Here is a 15,370-nt window from a genome sequence, read left to right as displayed (position 1 = left end):
ATTCGCGCGGCCAGCCTCGGCCCGCCCGCACCGTCCAGCGCGGTGTCGACGAACCGCAGACCGTCTGAACCGCGACGCGTTACAGGTACTGGCCCAGGCTTGATTCGGTGTCGATAGCGCGGCTGGCACTCGAACTCTTACCGGTGACCAGCGTGCGGATGTAAACGATCCGCTCACCCTTCTTGCCCGAGATCCGGGCCCAGTCATCGGGATTGGTGGTGTTGGGCAGGTCTTCGTTCTCGGCGAACTCATCGACGATCGAATCCAGCAGATGCTGGATACGCAGACCCTTCTGCCCCGTTTCCAGCACCGACTTGATGGCATTCTTCTTCGCGCGATCGACGACGTTCTGAATCATGGCGCCGGAGTTGAAGTCCTTGAAGTACATGACTTCCTTGTCACCGTTGGCATAGGTGACCTCCAGGAACCGGTTGTCGTCGATCTCGGCGTACATCCGGTCCACGACCTTCTCGATCATCGCCTTGACGGTCAGACCGCGGTCACCTCCGAACTCGGCCAGATCGTCGGTGTTCACCGGCAGTTTGTCGGTGAGGTACTTGGAGAAGATGTCCTGCGCCGATTCGGCGTCCGGCCGCTCGATCTTGATCTTCACGTCGAGGCGGCCGGGCCGCAGGATCGCGGGGTCGATCATGTCTTCACGGTTGGAGGCACCGATGACGATGACGTTCTCCAGGCCTTCGACACCATCGATCTCCGACAGCAGCTGCGGCACCACGGTGGTCTCCACGTCGGAACTGACACCGGTACCGCGGGTGCGGAAGATCGAGTCCATCTCGTCGAAGAACACAATCACCGGCGTACCGTCGGAAGCCTTCTCGCGGGCCCGCTGGAAGATCAACCGGATATGCCGCTCGGTCTCACCGACGAACTTGTTGAGCAGCTCGGGCCCCTTGATGTTCAAGAAGTACGACTTGGCCTCGCGTGAGTCGTCGCCGCGCAGCTCGGCCATCTTCTTGGCCAGCGAGTTGGCAACAGCCTTGGCGATGAGCGTTTTACCGCATCCGGGAGGCCCGTACAGCAGCACACCCTTGGGCGGACGCAACGCGTATTCCTGGTACAGATCCTTATGCAGGAAGGGCAGCTCAACCGCGTCGCGGATCTGCTCGATCTGCCGCGCCAAACCGCCGATATCGCTGTAGCTGACATCCGGTACCTCTTCGAGCACCAGATCCTCGACCTCGGCCTTGGGAATGCGCTCGAAGGCGTATCCCGCCTTGGTGTCGACCAGCAACGAATCACCGGGCCGCAGCTTCCGCGGCTTGAGGTCGTCGGCGTTGTCCTCATCGGTCTTGTCCGCGAGGTCCGGCGCGATCAGCGGATCGGCGAGCCAGACGATGCGCTCTTCGTCAGCGTGCCCCACGACCAGCGCGCGATGCCCGTCGTCGAGCACCTCGCGCAGGGTGCTGATCTCGCCGACCGATTCAAAGTTGCCGGCCTCGACCACGGTGAGCGCCTCATTGAGGCGCACGGTCTGGCCCCGGCGCAATTCACTGGTCTCGATGTTGGGCGAGCAGGTCACCCGCATCTTGCGGCCCGAGGTGAACACGTCGACCGTCTCGTCGCTCTGCACGGCCAGCAGCACGCCGTAACCGCTCGGCGGCTGTCCCAGCCGGTCGACCTCCTCGCGCAGCGCCAACAGCTGCTGACGGGCCTCCTTGAGGGTGTCCATCAACTTGGCATTGCGCGCGTTCAGGGAGTCGATACGGGCCTCAAGCTGATTCAGGTCGCGCAAGCGACCCGCATCTCCCGACCCGCGAGCAGCGCTGCCTTCCAGCTGTTCCCGAAGGGCCGCAACCTCTCGGCGTAGCCGCTCCACTTCGGCGGCATCCGGTGTGCCGAACGCCTCTGAACGCTCCGACTCACTCATGATGTCCTCCTCTCCCACACCGAGAGTTGGTGCGGTGGATGCTTCAACGCTACCGGCGATTGGCAAGCCGTGCGGGGTCTACCCGTTGCCCAGCACGTCTACGCTGTTAGCGTTCGTCACATTCAGGTCGATCGAAAGGACAACCGTGAGCTCACGAACCGGTGTGCCGGGGGCCGCCATGCTGGGTTTACTCGTGGCCGCGGCGGTCGGTGCGGCGGTGCCGATGGGCGGGCTGACAGCCAGCTCTGCTAGCCCGACAGCAACGGCCGTGATGTCCTTCACAGTGGTCCCCGCATCGTGGGATGTGCCCTCGGATGTGCCCGCCGACCCCGCTGACACGACACCCACCTCGGACGAGTTGAGCGGTTTGCTGTACTCGCTCGCCGATCCGGGCGTGTCGGCCCTTGCCAAGGGCGGACTGGTGGAGGGTGGCATCGGCGCCGGGGAGGCCATCTACGCAGACCGCGCCTTCAAGAACGCCAACCGTGATGGTTTCCTGCCACTGGCCTTCTCGGTGTCCAACGTCAAGCCCACCGGCCCTGGCCTCGCCGCCGCGGCCGTCACCATCACCGGCCCGAAAACCCAGGCCTACACCACACAGGTCAATTTCGTGAACCAGGACGGCTGGAAGATCAGCAAGGCATCGGCCATTTCGCTGATTCAGGCAGCATCCGGTAAGTCTGGAAGGTAGACGTGAGAGGAGGGCCGGACGATCTCCAGGACCTCACGCGCCGATATCGTCACCGCACTGACGGAATGACTTAGCCGAAACGCCGAATGGGAGTCACCTCGATCATGGTCCGCCACCGCCTCGTCGCCCGCCTTGTCGTGCTCGCCGCCGGTGCAGCCGTTCTCACCCTGAGTGCCTGCAGCGGCTCGGGCGATAAGGCCAGCCCGACCAGCTCGTCGGCGGCGCAGCCCGCGGCTACTTCCGCCGCTGCCGCATCCGCCCCGGATCATCCGCTGCCAGACCCAGCAGCGCTCAACGATGTTCTCAACAAGCTCGCGGATCCGAACCTGCCGGGCACCGAGAAGGTCACCGCGGTGCAGGGCGCCACTCCCGAGCAACTCGACAAGTTCACCAAGGCAATCGGCGATGCCGGCTTCTCGCCGCTGTCGTTCACGGTGAAGGACCCCAAGTGGTCCTCCGAGACCCCCGGCGATGTCGAGGCCGTCGTCACCATCAACAGCCCCAGCCCGAAGATGGGCGGGTTCGCTGTTCCGATGTCGTTCTCGCCCGAGGGCGAGGGCTGGAAGTTGTCGAAGCGGACTTCCGATCTGCTGTTGAAGACCGGGACGTCACTCGCGGGTACCGGCACACCGCACGAGGCACCTCCCGCCGGAGCCCCCGCTCCGCAGGTCCCGACACCCACCCCGTAGCTAAAGAAGTCCTACGTCGGCAGGCGCTTGCGCCGCAACGGTGTCGGGGTGATCGTGCCCGGCGCCAGGCGGCGCGCGCTGACCAGGAATGCCGTGTGTCCGCGCATGCTGTGCTCTGGGCGCACGGCCAGCCCCACCACATTCCAGCCGCGCTGCAGCGACTCCCAGGACCGTGGCTCGGTCCAGCATTGCTGCTCGCGCATCGCCTCGACTACGCGGGAAAGTTGGGTGACGGTCGCGACGTAGACGATGAGCACACCACCGGGGACCAGCGATTCGGCGACCGCGGGCAAAGTCTCCCAAGGCGCCAACATGTCGAGGACCACTCGGTCGACTTCACCGGCGTCCGCGGTCCGCTCCGCCAGGTCGCCGATAACCAGCTCCCAGTTATCGGGCTGCTCCCCGAAGAACGTTGTGACGTTACGCACAGCGTGTTCGGCGTGATCCTCACGAATCTCGTAAGAGATCACCGATCCCTGTGGCCCCACGGCCCGCAGCAGCGAGCAGGTGAGCGCACCGGATCCGACGCCCGCCTCAAGCACCCGCGCTCCGGGGAAGATATCTCCGTCGTGCACGATCTGAGCGGCGTCCTTCGGGTAAATCACCTGCGCCCCGCGCGGCATCGACAACACGTAGTCGATCAGCAACGGACGGAGCACCAGGAACTGGTCGCCATTGGTGGACTTGACCACACTGCCCTCGGGAAGGCCGATCACGCCGTCGTGCACGATGGCCCCGCGGTGGGTGTGGAACTCCTTACCGGGCTCGAGCACCATCGTGTAGTGCCGCCCCTTGGGGTCGGTAAGTTGCACGCGGTCGCCGACGACGAATGGTCCGGTTCGAGACATGCGCTCACCTTGCCAGGTACGCACCGCCCGACGCGAATGGGTCGGGTTTCGCAGGTGAGCGGCGCCGAAGAGGACGGATATCCAATGTGTTTCGGCACACACGAATTAGCTCTTGGGCGGCTCTCCCCGTACTGTCGTAGGTAAGCGCCACTGTGCGCCGCGTCGTAGATCATTCTTTCGTCAGCTTCGCTGATCTCAGGCTTTTCTCACGGCGATCGATTTTGCCCACTGGCAATCTCGCCATTCCAGAGCCTTGAAAGGCGTCAATTCTTCATGTCTTCAACAACATTCGCGTCCCTCGGCGTGCCCGCACGCCTCGTCACCGTCCTTGCCCAGGGCGGTATCGACGCACCTTTCCCCATCCAGTCCGCCACCTTGCCGGATACGCTTAGCGGCCGCGACGTACTGGCCCGGGGCAAGACCGGCAGCGGTAAGACCCTTGGTTTCTCCATCCCCGTTGTCGCACGTATCGCCGAAGGCACCCGGGTGCCGGGCCGGCCCCGGGCACTGGTGCTGGCACCGACCCGCGAACTGGCCACCCAGATCAGTGCCGTCATCGAGCCGTTGGCAGCCGCGTACCGGATGAAGGTCACCACGATCTTCGGCGGCGTCTCGCAGCACCGGCAGGTCCAGGCCCTGAAGAGCGGCGTGGACATCGTCGTCGCCTGCCCCGGCCGGCTGGACGACCTGCTCAAGCAGCGTCACCTGACGCTCGACGGTATCGAGATCACCGTGCTGGACGAAGCCGATCACATGGCCGATCTCGGATTCCTGCCGGTCGTTACCCGCCTATTGGCCGCGACACCGAATTCCGGTCAGCGCCTGCTGTTCTCGGCGACGCTGGACAACGATGTCGATAAGTTGGTCAAGCGATTCCTGTACTCCCCCGCCGAGCACTCGGTCGACTCCGCCGACTCCCCCGTCGCGGCGATGACGCACCACGTCTTCACCGTCGCGGGACCTGACGCCAAGCGTGAGCTCATCAACACGCTGGCTTCGGGATCCGGACGCCGGATCTTGTTCATGCGCACCAAACATCACGCAAAGCGGCTGGCGCATCAGCTCACCCAGTCGGGCATTCCGTCAGTTGACTTGCACGGCAACCTGTCCCAGGGCGCCCGCGATCGCAACCTGGCGGCGTTCTCCAACGGCGACGCACGAGTCCTGGTGGCTACCGACGTCGCCGCGCGCGGGGTCCACGTCGACGATGTGGCGTTGGTCGTACATGTCGATCCGCCCGCCGAGCACAAGGCCTACCTGCACCGGTCCGGCCGGACCGCGCGTGCCGGTGGCTCCGGCGATGTCGTGACACTGGTCCTGCCCGAACAGCGCCGCGACGTCGACGCGCTGCTGCGCAAGGCCGCCATCAAGGCCACTCCACGCCAGGTAACCGCAGACTCCCCCGAGGTCAGCAACTTGGTGGGTGAGATCGCTCCGTACGTGAAACCCGCTCCGGCGCAAAAGCCCAACGGCTCCTCCACGGCGAACGGCCAGCGGTCGCAGCGGCCCCGCGGCGGCGCCGAGGGACGCCCGGCCCGTACGCCACGGCGCGGCGGGCAGGGCCAAGGTCGCCAGGGTCAGAGTCAGGGACGTCAGGGCCAGGGCCAGCGATCCGCCCGCAGGGCCGGCAACGGCGCCTCCCGGTAAACCGGCCGGCGCGGCTGATCACCTACACCGCTGCGGCGGCACGCATCGCCGCCTTCTCCTCGTAGTACTTTGCTCGCTCATCCACGGCGGCAAGGAATTTCGCGAGGTTCTGGCGAGCCTGCTCGCCCTCGGGACCGAAATCGTCACGTTCGAACACACGCCAAAAACGCAGGATGGGCTGTAGGACGTCGTCGTGATGGATGCGCAGGTCGTAGATTCCGGCCTTGGCAATGGCTATCGCGTTCTGCGCGAAACCTTCCATTCCCATACCCGGCATCGCGAAGCCGATGATTTCCTTGCAGATCGCCTGCATCGCCGCATCGGGCTCGATATCGAATGCGGCCGCCATGAGGTTGCGGTAGAAGACCATGTGCAGGTTCTCATCCAGCGCGACCCGGGCCAGCAGCTGATCGGCGATCGGACAGCCAGAGGCCTTTCCGGTGTTGCGATGGGAGATTCGCGTGGCCAACTCCTGGAACGATACGTATGCCAAGGCCTCAAGGGGAGTCTTGTCGCCCGAGTCGTAGCCGGCGACCGTGTGTGCCATGCGCATTGTTTCGAGGTTGCCCGGATCGACGCCCCGGGTCACAACCAGATAGTCGCGAAGGGCGATGCTGTGCCGCCCCTCCTCGGCGGTCCATTGGCCCACCCAGGTTCCCCAGGCTCCGTCCCGGCCGAACCGCGTGGCGATTTCCCGGTGATATGACGGCAGGTTGTCCTCGGTGAGCAAGTTCACCACCAGCGCAGCCTGAGCCACCGGGTCGAGCGGGCTGTCCTCTGGCCGCCAATCCTCGCCGCCCAGGAACGCAAAGTCTCTGCCCCGACTCCAGGGCACGTAATCGTGTGGGGCCCATGGTTTTGCGATACGCAGATGCCGTTCGAGATTCTCCTCGACAACGGGCTCCAACTCGGTGAGTAGTCGCGTTTGCAGTCCAGTCACCATCTCGTCCACCTCTCTGTCCGGCCTGACCAATGCCTAACCTACGGTACCGTAAGTTACGCAGAAGTAGGTTAGAGATAGGTGAACTTGTCGGGACTACGCGGCTCCCGAAGGCGTGCCATCAAGCACCGGCGCCACCAAGTAACTCGGCGCGCCAGGGTCAAGCACCAGCGACTGGCCGTGGCGGCTGGCCCACAGCTCGGGAATCGACGGAATGTAACGGGGCAGACTGGCGGCCGAGACGACCACTCGCAGCCGATGACCTGTCTCGATCACCGCGTCAACCTCGGTGAGGTCGATGTCGAGAATTGTCGGCACCCCGGGCTCCACCGGAGTCTTCTGCCCCTTGCCGGTCGGATGCCAGGGCGATAGATAGTCACCATCGACGGTGCACAGACTCCTACCCTCATCCACCGCGCGGCGCGACGCCAGTAACGCCCCCTCGGCCAGCATCCGGGAAAAGCCGTCGGGGGCCACATCGGTCACCGAAACGACCCAGAACGCCTCTGCGCCCATTGCTTTGGTGTTCAGGTGAAGATTAAGCGCCCCGGAGATGACCCATGGTTCCGCGGCAGGGGCCCCGGTGAAGGTAAGCGCGCCACGCTCGAAGTACCGCGAGTCCTTGAGCCCCGCAGTGCCCAGCGCCGCCGTCATGCCGGCCGTCAGCCGGGAGGTCGTGGGCGATTTCAGCAGCCCCAACCGCCGGCGCAGCAGATGCTCAGTTCGATTGAGGGGCGCCGCGCCGCGCAGCGACCCGTCGAAGGTGGTGTGCGCCGCGAACCCTGAAGGCTCGGCATCCAGGTAAAACCGGTGCGGGACGGCGTCCGGCCGCGGATAAGCCTCCAGAGAGTGCCAGTCACCGCCTTGCTGCTGCAAGGTGACGGGACCGTAGCGCTCCACGCCGTTGTCAATGCCCTTGAGCCACTTGTCAAACCACGCGCGCTGCAATACATCGAGCCGGGGAGGCCCGCCCGGCCGTCCCAGTTGGGCGCCCGGGGAGCCGTGGTACCCCTCATTGATGAGCACCTGGAATTTGCCTCCGGGCACCGCGGTTCGACGATGGATACGCAATGCCGCCGGCCCGAAGATGTCGTCCCAGGCCCCATAGACGAAGGTCGGAATCTCGATGTTCTCGAATCGGGGACTGATCTGCTGGAAGAACTCATCGTTGTCGATCAGCACACCACGGCCGCGCAGCCCCTCGAAGATGTAACGGATCACGCGGTTCAGTGGCGCCCGCAACCGCCCCACGAGCCAGCCCGGCCCGATGCCGCCGCGCGCCACATCCGAGGGCGACGGCAGCCACTTGCCAAGGGCCACCGCAAGCATCCAGAACGGCATGAAAAAGGTCTGTGCTCCACCGGTTTTCATGAGGTCTCGGGAAATATCGCTCACCGGCTCGACGGCGAACACCGCGCCAAGACCGGGCACCCGATTGCCCGCCGCCTGCAACGAGTTGATCGAGCAATAGGAAATGCCGTACATCCCGACCGCGCCGTCGCACCATGGCTGCGCCTGCGCCCACGCGACCACCTCCGCGGTGTCCCGCTGTTCGACGTCGTTGAACATCCCCCAGTCTCCGGTGGACGCCCCGGTGCCGCGCACGTCGACCACCACCTGTGTGTATCCGCTGCGGATCAGTGCGTCGTTGACCCCGAAGGTGGCGAGGCCGCCACCCGGGACGGCACGCGCAAGTTCCGCGAGCTCGAACAGCCGGGGATTCTTCGGCGGGGCGGCCGGCACGGTGATACCGAATCTCCGCAGTCCCCGCAGCAGCCACGCGGCCAGATGGGTAACCGATTTGTTGTACGGGGTCAGGTTCAACAGCACCGGCAGCCGGTCGGATACCGGAGTGCCGTCCGCATGAGCCGGCCGAAACACCTGTGCCTTGAGCACGGTGCCGTCGGCCAGCGGTATCGACACGTTCGGAGTGAAGGAGACACGGAGATATCGGCTGGGACCATCGGCCACCGCGGTCCACTGTTCAGCCAGGTCCGCCCCGGCCAGTGAGGTGTCAGCGGCCGGTACCGCAACCGGGACGCTTCGCTGCTTTGCCGTGGTCACTACGAACTCCTCCCAGGTCGGGGCGTCGTTGCCCGCGCTTACCCGGAGATTCACGTTACTTGCAGTACGGATATTTTGGGGACGACTTGTGACAAGTGTTGAACAACGCGGGCCGACTTTGTGTCCGGCGTGGCGCCGTCACCTGTCGGACTCGCTGCCTAGGCTGCCAGCCATGAGCGAGATTGCGCAGGATCGGCCGGTGCGCCGGCCCGCGCTGTCTCCTTCACGTGCCAGCGACTTCAAACAGTGCCCGCTGCTGTACCGGTTCCGGGCGATCGACCGGCTCCCCGAACCTCCGTCGACCGCCCAGGTCCGCGGCAGCCTCGTGCACGCCGCACTGGAGGATTTGTACGCGCGGCCCGCCGCCGAACGCGAATACGCCACCGCGGCCGGTCTGGTGGAGCCCGCATGGGACCGCCTCGTGGAATCGAATCCCGAGCTGGCCGAGGTAGTCGAGGCGGAGCGCCTTCCCAAGTTCTTCGACGAGGCACGGGACCTGTTGTCCGGCTACTACCGCCTCGAAGATCCGACTCGATTCGATCCCGATAGTTGCGAAGAACGCGTCGAGGTGGAATTGGCCGACGGGACGATGCTGCGCGGATTCATCGACCGGATCGACATCGCCCCCGGCGGTGCGATGCGACTCGTCGACTACAAGACCGGGCGCGCACCACGCGCCTTGTTCGAAGCCAAGGCGCTCTTTCAGATGAAGTTCTACGCCGTCGCGCTGTATCGCACCCGTGGCGTGGTGCCCCGGCGGTTGCGTCTGCTGTACCTGTCTGACGGCGAAGTTCTCGACTACTCCCCCGACGAAGCCGAGCTGCTCAAGTTCGAGAAGACGCTGATGGCCATCTGGCGGACAATTCAAAATATCGGCACCACAGGCGATTTCCGCCCCAATCCATCCCGGCTGTGCGATTGGTGCGCCCACCAGTCGCTGTGCCCGGCGTTCGGCGGCACACCGCCGCCCTACCCGGGATGGCCCGCAGATTACGGTGTCTCTGACGCGGATATCGGAGACGCCGAATCCTCCGCGACCGCTATTCCGGGAGATGCCGCATGACATTGGAGCCGACGGGCTGTTACTACCGGCGCTTGGACACCGATGGCGAGTTCCAGGTGTTCGAGTCCACCGAACTCACCGCCAGCGGATGGGGCCCCAACCTGCAGCATGGCTCGCCCCCGATGGCTCTGCTACTCAAGGCCATCGAGGAGCTGCCCGAGCCACGCGAGAACCTGCGAATTGGCCGCGTCGCGCTCGACATCTTGGGTCCGGTACCGCTGGAGCCGGTGCGGGTGCGCGCCTGGATCGAGCGGCCGGGCCGCCGGATCGCGCTGGCCGTCGCCGAGATGGAGGCGCGTGCCAATGGCGGATACCGCGCGGTCGCGCGGGCCAGCGCCTGGTTACTGGCAACGTCGGTGACGGCCGACAAGGCAAGCGACCGATACCCCGCGCTACCCGAATACCCGGCGGGCCCGACGCCGTCGGCCTTCGGCTTCGAAGGCTCCAATTACTCAAAGTCGGTTGATTTCCAATGGTTTTCGGTGCCGGATGGCGAGGCACAAGTAGCTTGGATGCGGCCGCATGTACACATAGTCGATACCGAAGTGACCACACCGTGGCAGCGCCTGGCATCTGTCATCGACTCGGCCAACGGCATCGGCGCGGTGCTGAACCCCCTGCGATTTGTGTACATGAACACCGACACCGTGATGCACGTGCATCGAATCCCCCACGGTGACGAATTCGGAGTGCGCGCCCGCATGTCGGTCGGCCCCGACGGGGTGGGCGTGACCACCGCGGAGATCTTCGATCGCCGGGGCTACATCGGCACCAGCGCCCAGACCGTGCTGGTCCAGCGGCGTTAGGCGCTGGCCCTGCGCCGTACGGTTTCCTTGATGTGCTCAGGGAGCGCGGGTGCGTGCAAGAGTTGCGGAAGCAGCTCGGGTTCACGGGTCAGCGCCCGGAACGCCAGTCCGATGCTCACCTCATGATCCGGAACATTGCGAACGGTGATGAGGTCACCCTGGCGCACCGCACCCGGAGAGATCACCCGTAGGTAAGCGCCCGGAACCGCCTCGACGGTAAAGGTTTTCACCCAGCCTCGCTGTTCCAGCCAGGCCGCGAAGGTGCGGCACGGTATCCGCGGCGCAGACACCTCCAACACCAGTCCATCGGCGCCGACATGCCAGTGCTCGCCGATCCGCGCCCCGGTCACATCGATGTCGCGGGTCGTGAGGTTCTCGCCGAACTGTCCGTTATCCAGATCGCGGCCCAGCTCCCCTTGCCACCAATCGAGGTCTTCGCGGGCGTACGCGTATACGGCTTGATCATCGCCGCCGTGCACGCTGTGATCGCCGATGGCGTCACCCACCAGCCCACTGCCCGCCCCCTCGACGGGTGCGCGTACCGCAATCGCCGAATTCGTTGGCCGCTTGTCGATCCCGGTAGGCACCGGCCCACCCGTCGGATTGGCCCGCAGATCCCCCACATTCACCGTCAACACTGATGCCACTTGTACAGGATACGAATCCCGGTTCTGGGCTCACTTCCCCACACTCAGGAAGGCGTCCATCGCGAACTCAAGCCTGCCGGTAAAGGTGTCCGAAGCAAACGCGTCCGCCGACCGGGCAAGTGCAGGGTAATCATCGGTGTGCTCGCCCAACGGAGGCGACCACACCGATCCGGTGTCCTGCTCCTCTTGGACCAGACCTAGCAGGAAATAGTGCAGGCACGAGCTGATACGCGCCGCCGCTCGACCACCGAAGCCCGCTTCCAGGAGCGCTGACACCGTCGCTTCAGTGACATTCATGGTGTTGCGCTCGAATACGTTGGTTCCCAATACCACTCGAGCACCGTCTCGACGGGCCAGCAGGACTGCCCATTGTCGTCGAGTTATCTCTTTGACGCGTTGCAACGGCTCTTCAGGAAGACCCTCGAGGGACAGATCCGCCAAGATCGCGTCCGCCATCAACTCGAACAGTCGCGCCTTCGTCTTCACCTGAAACGACACGGTATTGAGGTGCACGCCCATCCGGGCGGCCACGGCGCGCAGCGCCACAGCGTCTCGCCCACCCTCGTCAAGCAAGTCAAGAGCAGTGCCAACAACGTCGCCGAGGGTGTGTCGACGCTTGGTCATCGCAATGCCATTCTCCGAGGTAGCCAACTTGGTCAGTGACCAACTATACTCTTGGTCACTGACCAAGTAGTGAGGTATCAGCCATGGTCGCCGCAGGTGATGGACCAAGCACAGCACGAGTGATTCCCGGGTTCTGCGCACTGTGCAAATCGCGGTGCGGCGCACTGTTCACGGTGCGAGACGACCACATCGTGAATGTGGAACCTGATTTTTCGCACCCAAATGGCGATGCACTGTGCGCAAAAGGGCGTGCGGCTCCCGAGATCGCCGATCATCCCGCCCGGCTCCGCACACCGTTACGTAGGGTAAGCCCCAAGGGTGAGCTCCCCGCACGCTGGGAACCAATATCTTGGGACGAAGCGATTCGGGTGACCCGCGAAGCGCTCACCACGGTCAAAAATCTTAACGGTGCGAACGCAATTGCGCTTCAGCACACGTCTCCGAGCGGTACTGCCCTATCCGACTCCATGGAGTGGATCGACAGATTGTTCCGCCTCATCGGAAGTGCGAACATCCTCAGCAGCACAGAAAACTGCAACTGGCACAAGGATTTCACCCACACCTTCACTTTCGGCGCCAGAACTCCCCCGGCCAACTGGCTTGACGCCAAGCTCGGAATACTCTGGGGACATAACCCAGCCAAGACCTGGCTAGCACAGGCCTCGCTCGTTTCCAGAGCACGGTCGCTGGGCATGAAGCTGGTGGTGATCGATCCACGCCGATCAACCAGCGCCCTCGATGCCGATCTGTGGCTACGCGTGAGACCTGGAACCGATGCGGCGCTGGCGCTATGCGCTATCCGGCACCTCATCGAAACACAAAGATACGACAAAGAATTCATCGGGCGCTGGTCCAACGCACCGTTCCTCGTAGAGGATCGAACGGGCCGTTTCCTGCGACCGGAACCCTGCTCCGCACAGTTCGTGGTGTGGAACACCCGACATGGACATCCCGAAATAACGAATACCGAATCCACGGACTCCAACTGGATGGACTGGTCACTGCGCTACCACGGCATCGTCGCGACAGCGCAGGGGCCGGTACAAGCCCGCACCGCACTGAGTCATCTCTGGGAGGCCGCCGCCCCATGGGACTATCCAACCACTAGTGCACGTACCGGAATTTCAACGCACGATCTGCGGAAATTCGTCGATCTACTCGCCGAGTCAATGCCCGAGATCGGCTATCACGCCTGGACCGGAATCGCCCAGCATGCACATGCCACGCAGACAGAGCGAGCCATAGCGTGCCTCTATGCGTTACTCGGCGGGTTCGACCGCCGAGGAGGGAACCTTCAGCTCCCGCTCCTGCCGGCCCGCAGCACCGCGGTATCCATTCCCACCGAGAACATCGCCAAAGGGCTTGGGCAACAAAGTCATCCTTTGGGTGTCTCCCAAATGGGGTACATCACCGGAGCCGACTTTCAAAATGCGGTTCTGAACGACGACCCCTATCCCGTAAAGGCTCTTCTCTCATTCGGGGCCAACCCGATCCTCACCCAACCCGACTCCAAGCGCACCGCCGAAGCCCTGTCCAAACTCGATTTCTATGTGCACGTCGACCTATTCCACAACCCCACCAACGAGTACGCCGACGTTCTACTCCCGTCATCGAGTCCGTATGAGAACGACTCGGTGCGCCTGGGCTGGGAACTCACCCACGAGGGAGCCGAGAGGCTTCAGTATCGACCTCAGCTCATCTCCCGCAGAGGCGACACCCGTAGCGACGCCGAAATCGCGTTTCTGCTCGCACGAGCACTGGGACATGATGACGACGAATACTTTTCACTCGGGCTCGACGCGGCACGTGACAGAGTGCTTGAGCCCCTGAGCATCACGCTCGCGGAGCTCAAGGAACAACTGGTTGTCAAGGTCCCGCTGCCCACCGGTTCCGAGAAGTACCGCTCTCATGGCTTCAACACACCGTCACGACGGGTAGAGCTGTACTCCGAGCGCTTGCACGACGCAGGACAAGATCCCGTCCCGAACTTTGCCGCCGCACCCGATGGTGATGAAGTGCTGCCCTACCTGCTTTCCTGCGTCAAAAACGGCTACTACTGTCACAGCCAGCATCGCGCCATCAACTCGCTGCGCAAGCGGGCACCACATCCGAATGTGTATGTCTCCGAACATGTCGCCGCCAAGCATCGATTGAGCCCTGGCATGGCCGCGGAGATCCGCACCAGCACTGGAGCCATCACCATGACGGTCGAAGTCGACCCGTCGCTGTCGGACGACGTACTCATTGCGGAGTTCGGCTGGTGGGAGGGCAACCCCGATCTCGGTCTTCCGGCGCTCGACGCCTTTTCCGCGACGGGGAGCAACTACAACACCATCATCACGACCGCCGTCGCAGACCCCGTCAGCGGTTCAATTCCGTTTCGTTCCGTCCCGTGCACCATCACATCCGCAGCCTCCTCATCGATATGGGAAGGTAGGCGGCGCTTCGCCGTGACGGGGCTGCGAATGCAGACCAGTGATATCGCTACGGTCACGCTCAGCCCGATCGACGGGCTGGCGCTACCCGGATTCATCTCCGGTCAATACCTAGAACTATCCATGCCAGAGCGATCCGACCATAGTCGGCGCTATTCCATGACATGCCAGTCTGTCGATGTCGGTTCGAGTTACGAAATCTCCGTGAAGCGGATCGACGGCGGCGAGATCTCCCCGTTGATACATCAGATGGGCATTGGCGACGAGGTTGAATGCACTTCCCCGGCAGGCTCATTCACTATTCCGCACGCCGACAACCCGTCGCCCTTGGTCTTCGTCGCGATCGGTGTTGGCATCACGCCGTTCATCAGCGCACTTCGCACCGCGGCCTATTGCACGCCAGCCGATAGGCGAGCACACATCACCCTTCTCTACTCGAGCCGGACCTTCGCCGAGATGGCCTACGCCGACGAATTGGCACAGATCGGCCAAATCCTCGGCGATCGATTCCGGATGACGACATTTATCACTCGCGCAACAGAAGCCCATGAAAACCCCGGCGAACACACCGTGATACACCGACGGTTCACACCCGCCGATATTCCTGATCCGCTCCTGGACGCAGGCGGGCGAGTCTATTACTGCGGCCCCACCGAGGCTGCGCGAGAGATCAAGCAGTATCTGACCGTCCACGGCGTGGGTGCTCACCGGTTCTTCAACGAATCATTTCACCTGCCCGCATCGACAGGCCATGTCCCAACCACCGATGCCACCGTGCGCTTCGCGCGATCTGGACGCACCGCGAAATGGGTTGCGGCCGAGCGACTGACCCTGCTGGCCCTCGCCGAGCGCAACGGCATTCCCGCTCCGAGTGGGTGCCGGGTCGGGCAGTGTGAGAGCTGCGCGACCGGACTAGTGCGGGGCAACGTAAGACATCTCGTCGACGTCAATGACGAATACCTCGACGGATCCTATTGCCTCACATGCCAATCTCTACCGATGGGCGATGTCGTACTGGATCTTTGAAT

Annotated in this window: 12 protein-coding genes; 6 read left to right on the top strand and 6 right to left on the bottom strand. The window is 63.8% G+C overall.

What is annotated here, in order from left to right:
* Positions 1 to 79: 79 nt before the first annotated feature.
* Entirely contained in the window at positions 80 to 1,888 is a 1,809-nt protein-coding gene (gene arc, locus ABG82_RS11455; protein ID WP_043079172.1) for a proteasome ATPase, read from the bottom strand.
* A gap of 163 nt (positions 1,889 to 2,051) precedes the next feature.
* On the opposite strand from arc, the gene ABG82_RS11445 reads away from it, so the two are divergent.
* Both ABG82_RS11445 and ABG82_RS11440 read left to right on the top strand, forming a co-directional pair.
* Positions 2,052 to 2,579, top strand: coding sequence for a hypothetical protein (locus ABG82_RS11445; protein ID WP_078343460.1), 528 nt, complete (start codon positions 2,052 to 2,054; stop codon positions 2,577 to 2,579).
* An 86-nt stretch (positions 2,580 to 2,665) separates the two neighbouring features.
* Positions 2,666 to 3,268: a hypothetical protein gene (locus ABG82_RS11440; protein ID WP_043079113.1), complete on the top strand. Its 603-nt coding sequence runs from the start codon at positions 2,666 to 2,668 to the stop codon at positions 3,266 to 3,268.
* Between the two features lie 11 nt (positions 3,269 to 3,279).
* On the opposite strand, the gene ABG82_RS11435 is transcribed toward ABG82_RS11440, so the two are convergent.
* Positions 3,280 to 4,116 (bottom strand): tRNA (adenine-N1)-methyltransferase, encoded by an 837-nt coding sequence (locus ABG82_RS11435; protein ID WP_043079170.1) that lies wholly within the window; start codon positions 4,114 to 4,116, stop codon positions 3,280 to 3,282.
* A gap of 303 nt (positions 4,117 to 4,419) precedes the next feature.
* On the opposite strand from ABG82_RS11435, the gene ABG82_RS11430 reads away from it, so the two are divergent.
* A complete protein-coding gene (locus ABG82_RS11430) occupies positions 4,420 to 5,763 on the top strand; it encodes a DEAD/DEAH box helicase (protein WP_062826688.1) in 1,344 nt (447 codons plus the stop codon).
* A 22-nt stretch (positions 5,764 to 5,785) separates the two neighbouring features.
* On the opposite strand, the gene ABG82_RS11425 is transcribed toward ABG82_RS11430, so the two are convergent.
* On the bottom strand, positions 5,786 to 6,706 hold the full coding sequence (locus ABG82_RS11425) for an acyl-ACP desaturase (RefSeq protein ID WP_043079169.1): 921 nt from the start codon (positions 6,704 to 6,706) through the stop codon (positions 5,786 to 5,788).
* Positions 6,707 to 6,799: 93 nt separating this feature from the next.
* Positions 6,800 to 8,767 carry a CocE/NonD family hydrolase gene (locus ABG82_RS11420; protein WP_043079168.1) on the bottom strand — a complete coding sequence of 656 codons (1,968 nt, stop codon included), beginning with the start codon at positions 8,765 to 8,767 and terminating at the stop codon, positions 6,800 to 6,802.
* Positions 8,768 to 8,939: 172 nt separating this feature from the next.
* Between ABG82_RS11420 and ABG82_RS11415 the strand changes: the two genes are divergently transcribed.
* Together ABG82_RS11415 and ABG82_RS11410 are read left to right on the top strand one after the other, a co-directional pair.
* A complete protein-coding gene (locus tag ABG82_RS11415; RefSeq protein ID WP_078343462.1) occupies positions 8,940 to 9,830 on the top strand; it encodes a RecB family exonuclease in 891 nt (296 codons plus the stop codon).
* Entirely contained in the window at positions 9,827 to 10,636 is an 810-nt protein-coding gene (locus ABG82_RS11410; protein ID WP_043079111.1) for a thioesterase family protein, read from the top strand. Before ABG82_RS11415 ends, ABG82_RS11410 begins: the two co-directional genes overlap by 4 nt.
* On the opposite strand, the gene ABG82_RS11405 is transcribed toward ABG82_RS11410, so the two are convergent.
* Together ABG82_RS11405 and ABG82_RS11400 are read right to left on the bottom strand one after the other, a co-directional pair.
* A complete protein-coding gene (locus tag ABG82_RS11405) occupies positions 10,633 to 11,283 on the bottom strand; it encodes an MOSC domain-containing protein (RefSeq protein WP_054417021.1) in 651 nt (216 codons plus the stop codon). The two genes, ABG82_RS11410 and ABG82_RS11405, sit on opposite strands and share 4 nt — an antisense overlap.
* A 30-nt stretch (positions 11,284 to 11,313) precedes the next feature.
* The gene (locus ABG82_RS11400) at positions 11,314 to 11,913 is read right to left on the bottom strand and encodes a TetR/AcrR family transcriptional regulator C-terminal domain-containing protein (RefSeq protein ID WP_052511071.1); all 600 of its coding nucleotides are present in this window, start codon (positions 11,911 to 11,913) and stop codon (positions 11,314 to 11,316) included.
* Positions 11,914 to 11,990: 77 nt separating this feature from the next.
* On the opposite strand from ABG82_RS11400, the gene ABG82_RS11395 reads away from it, so the two are divergent.
* On the top strand, positions 11,991 to 15,368 hold the full coding sequence (locus ABG82_RS11395) for a molybdopterin-dependent oxidoreductase (RefSeq protein WP_054173161.1): 3,378 nt from the start codon (positions 11,991 to 11,993) through the stop codon (positions 15,366 to 15,368).
* Positions 15,369 to 15,370: the final 2 nt, after the last annotated feature.

The sequence above is a fragment of the Mycobacteroides immunogenum genome, assembly GCF_001605725.1.
Taxonomy (GTDB): domain Bacteria; phylum Actinomycetota; class Actinomycetes; order Mycobacteriales; family Mycobacteriaceae; genus Mycobacterium; species Mycobacterium immunogenum.
This window is presented reverse-complemented; position numbering and strand designations above follow the sequence as displayed.

What these genes read in the sequence shown, in the direction of transcription:
- arc (WP_043079172.1), bottom strand. Translation starts at nt 1,888, where the DNA reads ATGAGTGAGTCGGAGCGTTCAGAGGCGTTCGGCACACCGGATGCCGCC.
- ABG82_RS11425 (WP_043079169.1), bottom strand. Translation starts at nt 6,706, where the DNA reads ATGGTGACTGGACTGCAAACGCGACTACTCACCGAGTTGGAGCCCGTT.
- ABG82_RS11410 (WP_043079111.1), top strand. Translation starts at nt 9,827, where the DNA reads ATGACATTGGAGCCGACGGGCTGTTACTACCGGCGCTTGGACACCGAT.
- ABG82_RS11415 (WP_078343462.1), top strand. Translation starts at nt 8,940, where the DNA reads ATGAGCGAGATTGCGCAGGATCGGCCGGTGCGCCGGCCCGCGCTGTCT.
- ABG82_RS11395 (WP_054173161.1), top strand. Translation starts at nt 11,991, where the DNA reads ATGGTCGCCGCAGGTGATGGACCAAGCACAGCACGAGTGATTCCCGGG.
- ABG82_RS11435 (WP_043079170.1), bottom strand. Translation starts at nt 4,116, where the DNA reads ATGTCTCGAACCGGACCATTCGTCGTCGGCGACCGCGTGCAACTTACC.
- ABG82_RS11440 (WP_043079113.1), top strand. Translation starts at nt 2,666, where the DNA reads ATGGGAGTCACCTCGATCATGGTCCGCCACCGCCTCGTCGCCCGCCTT.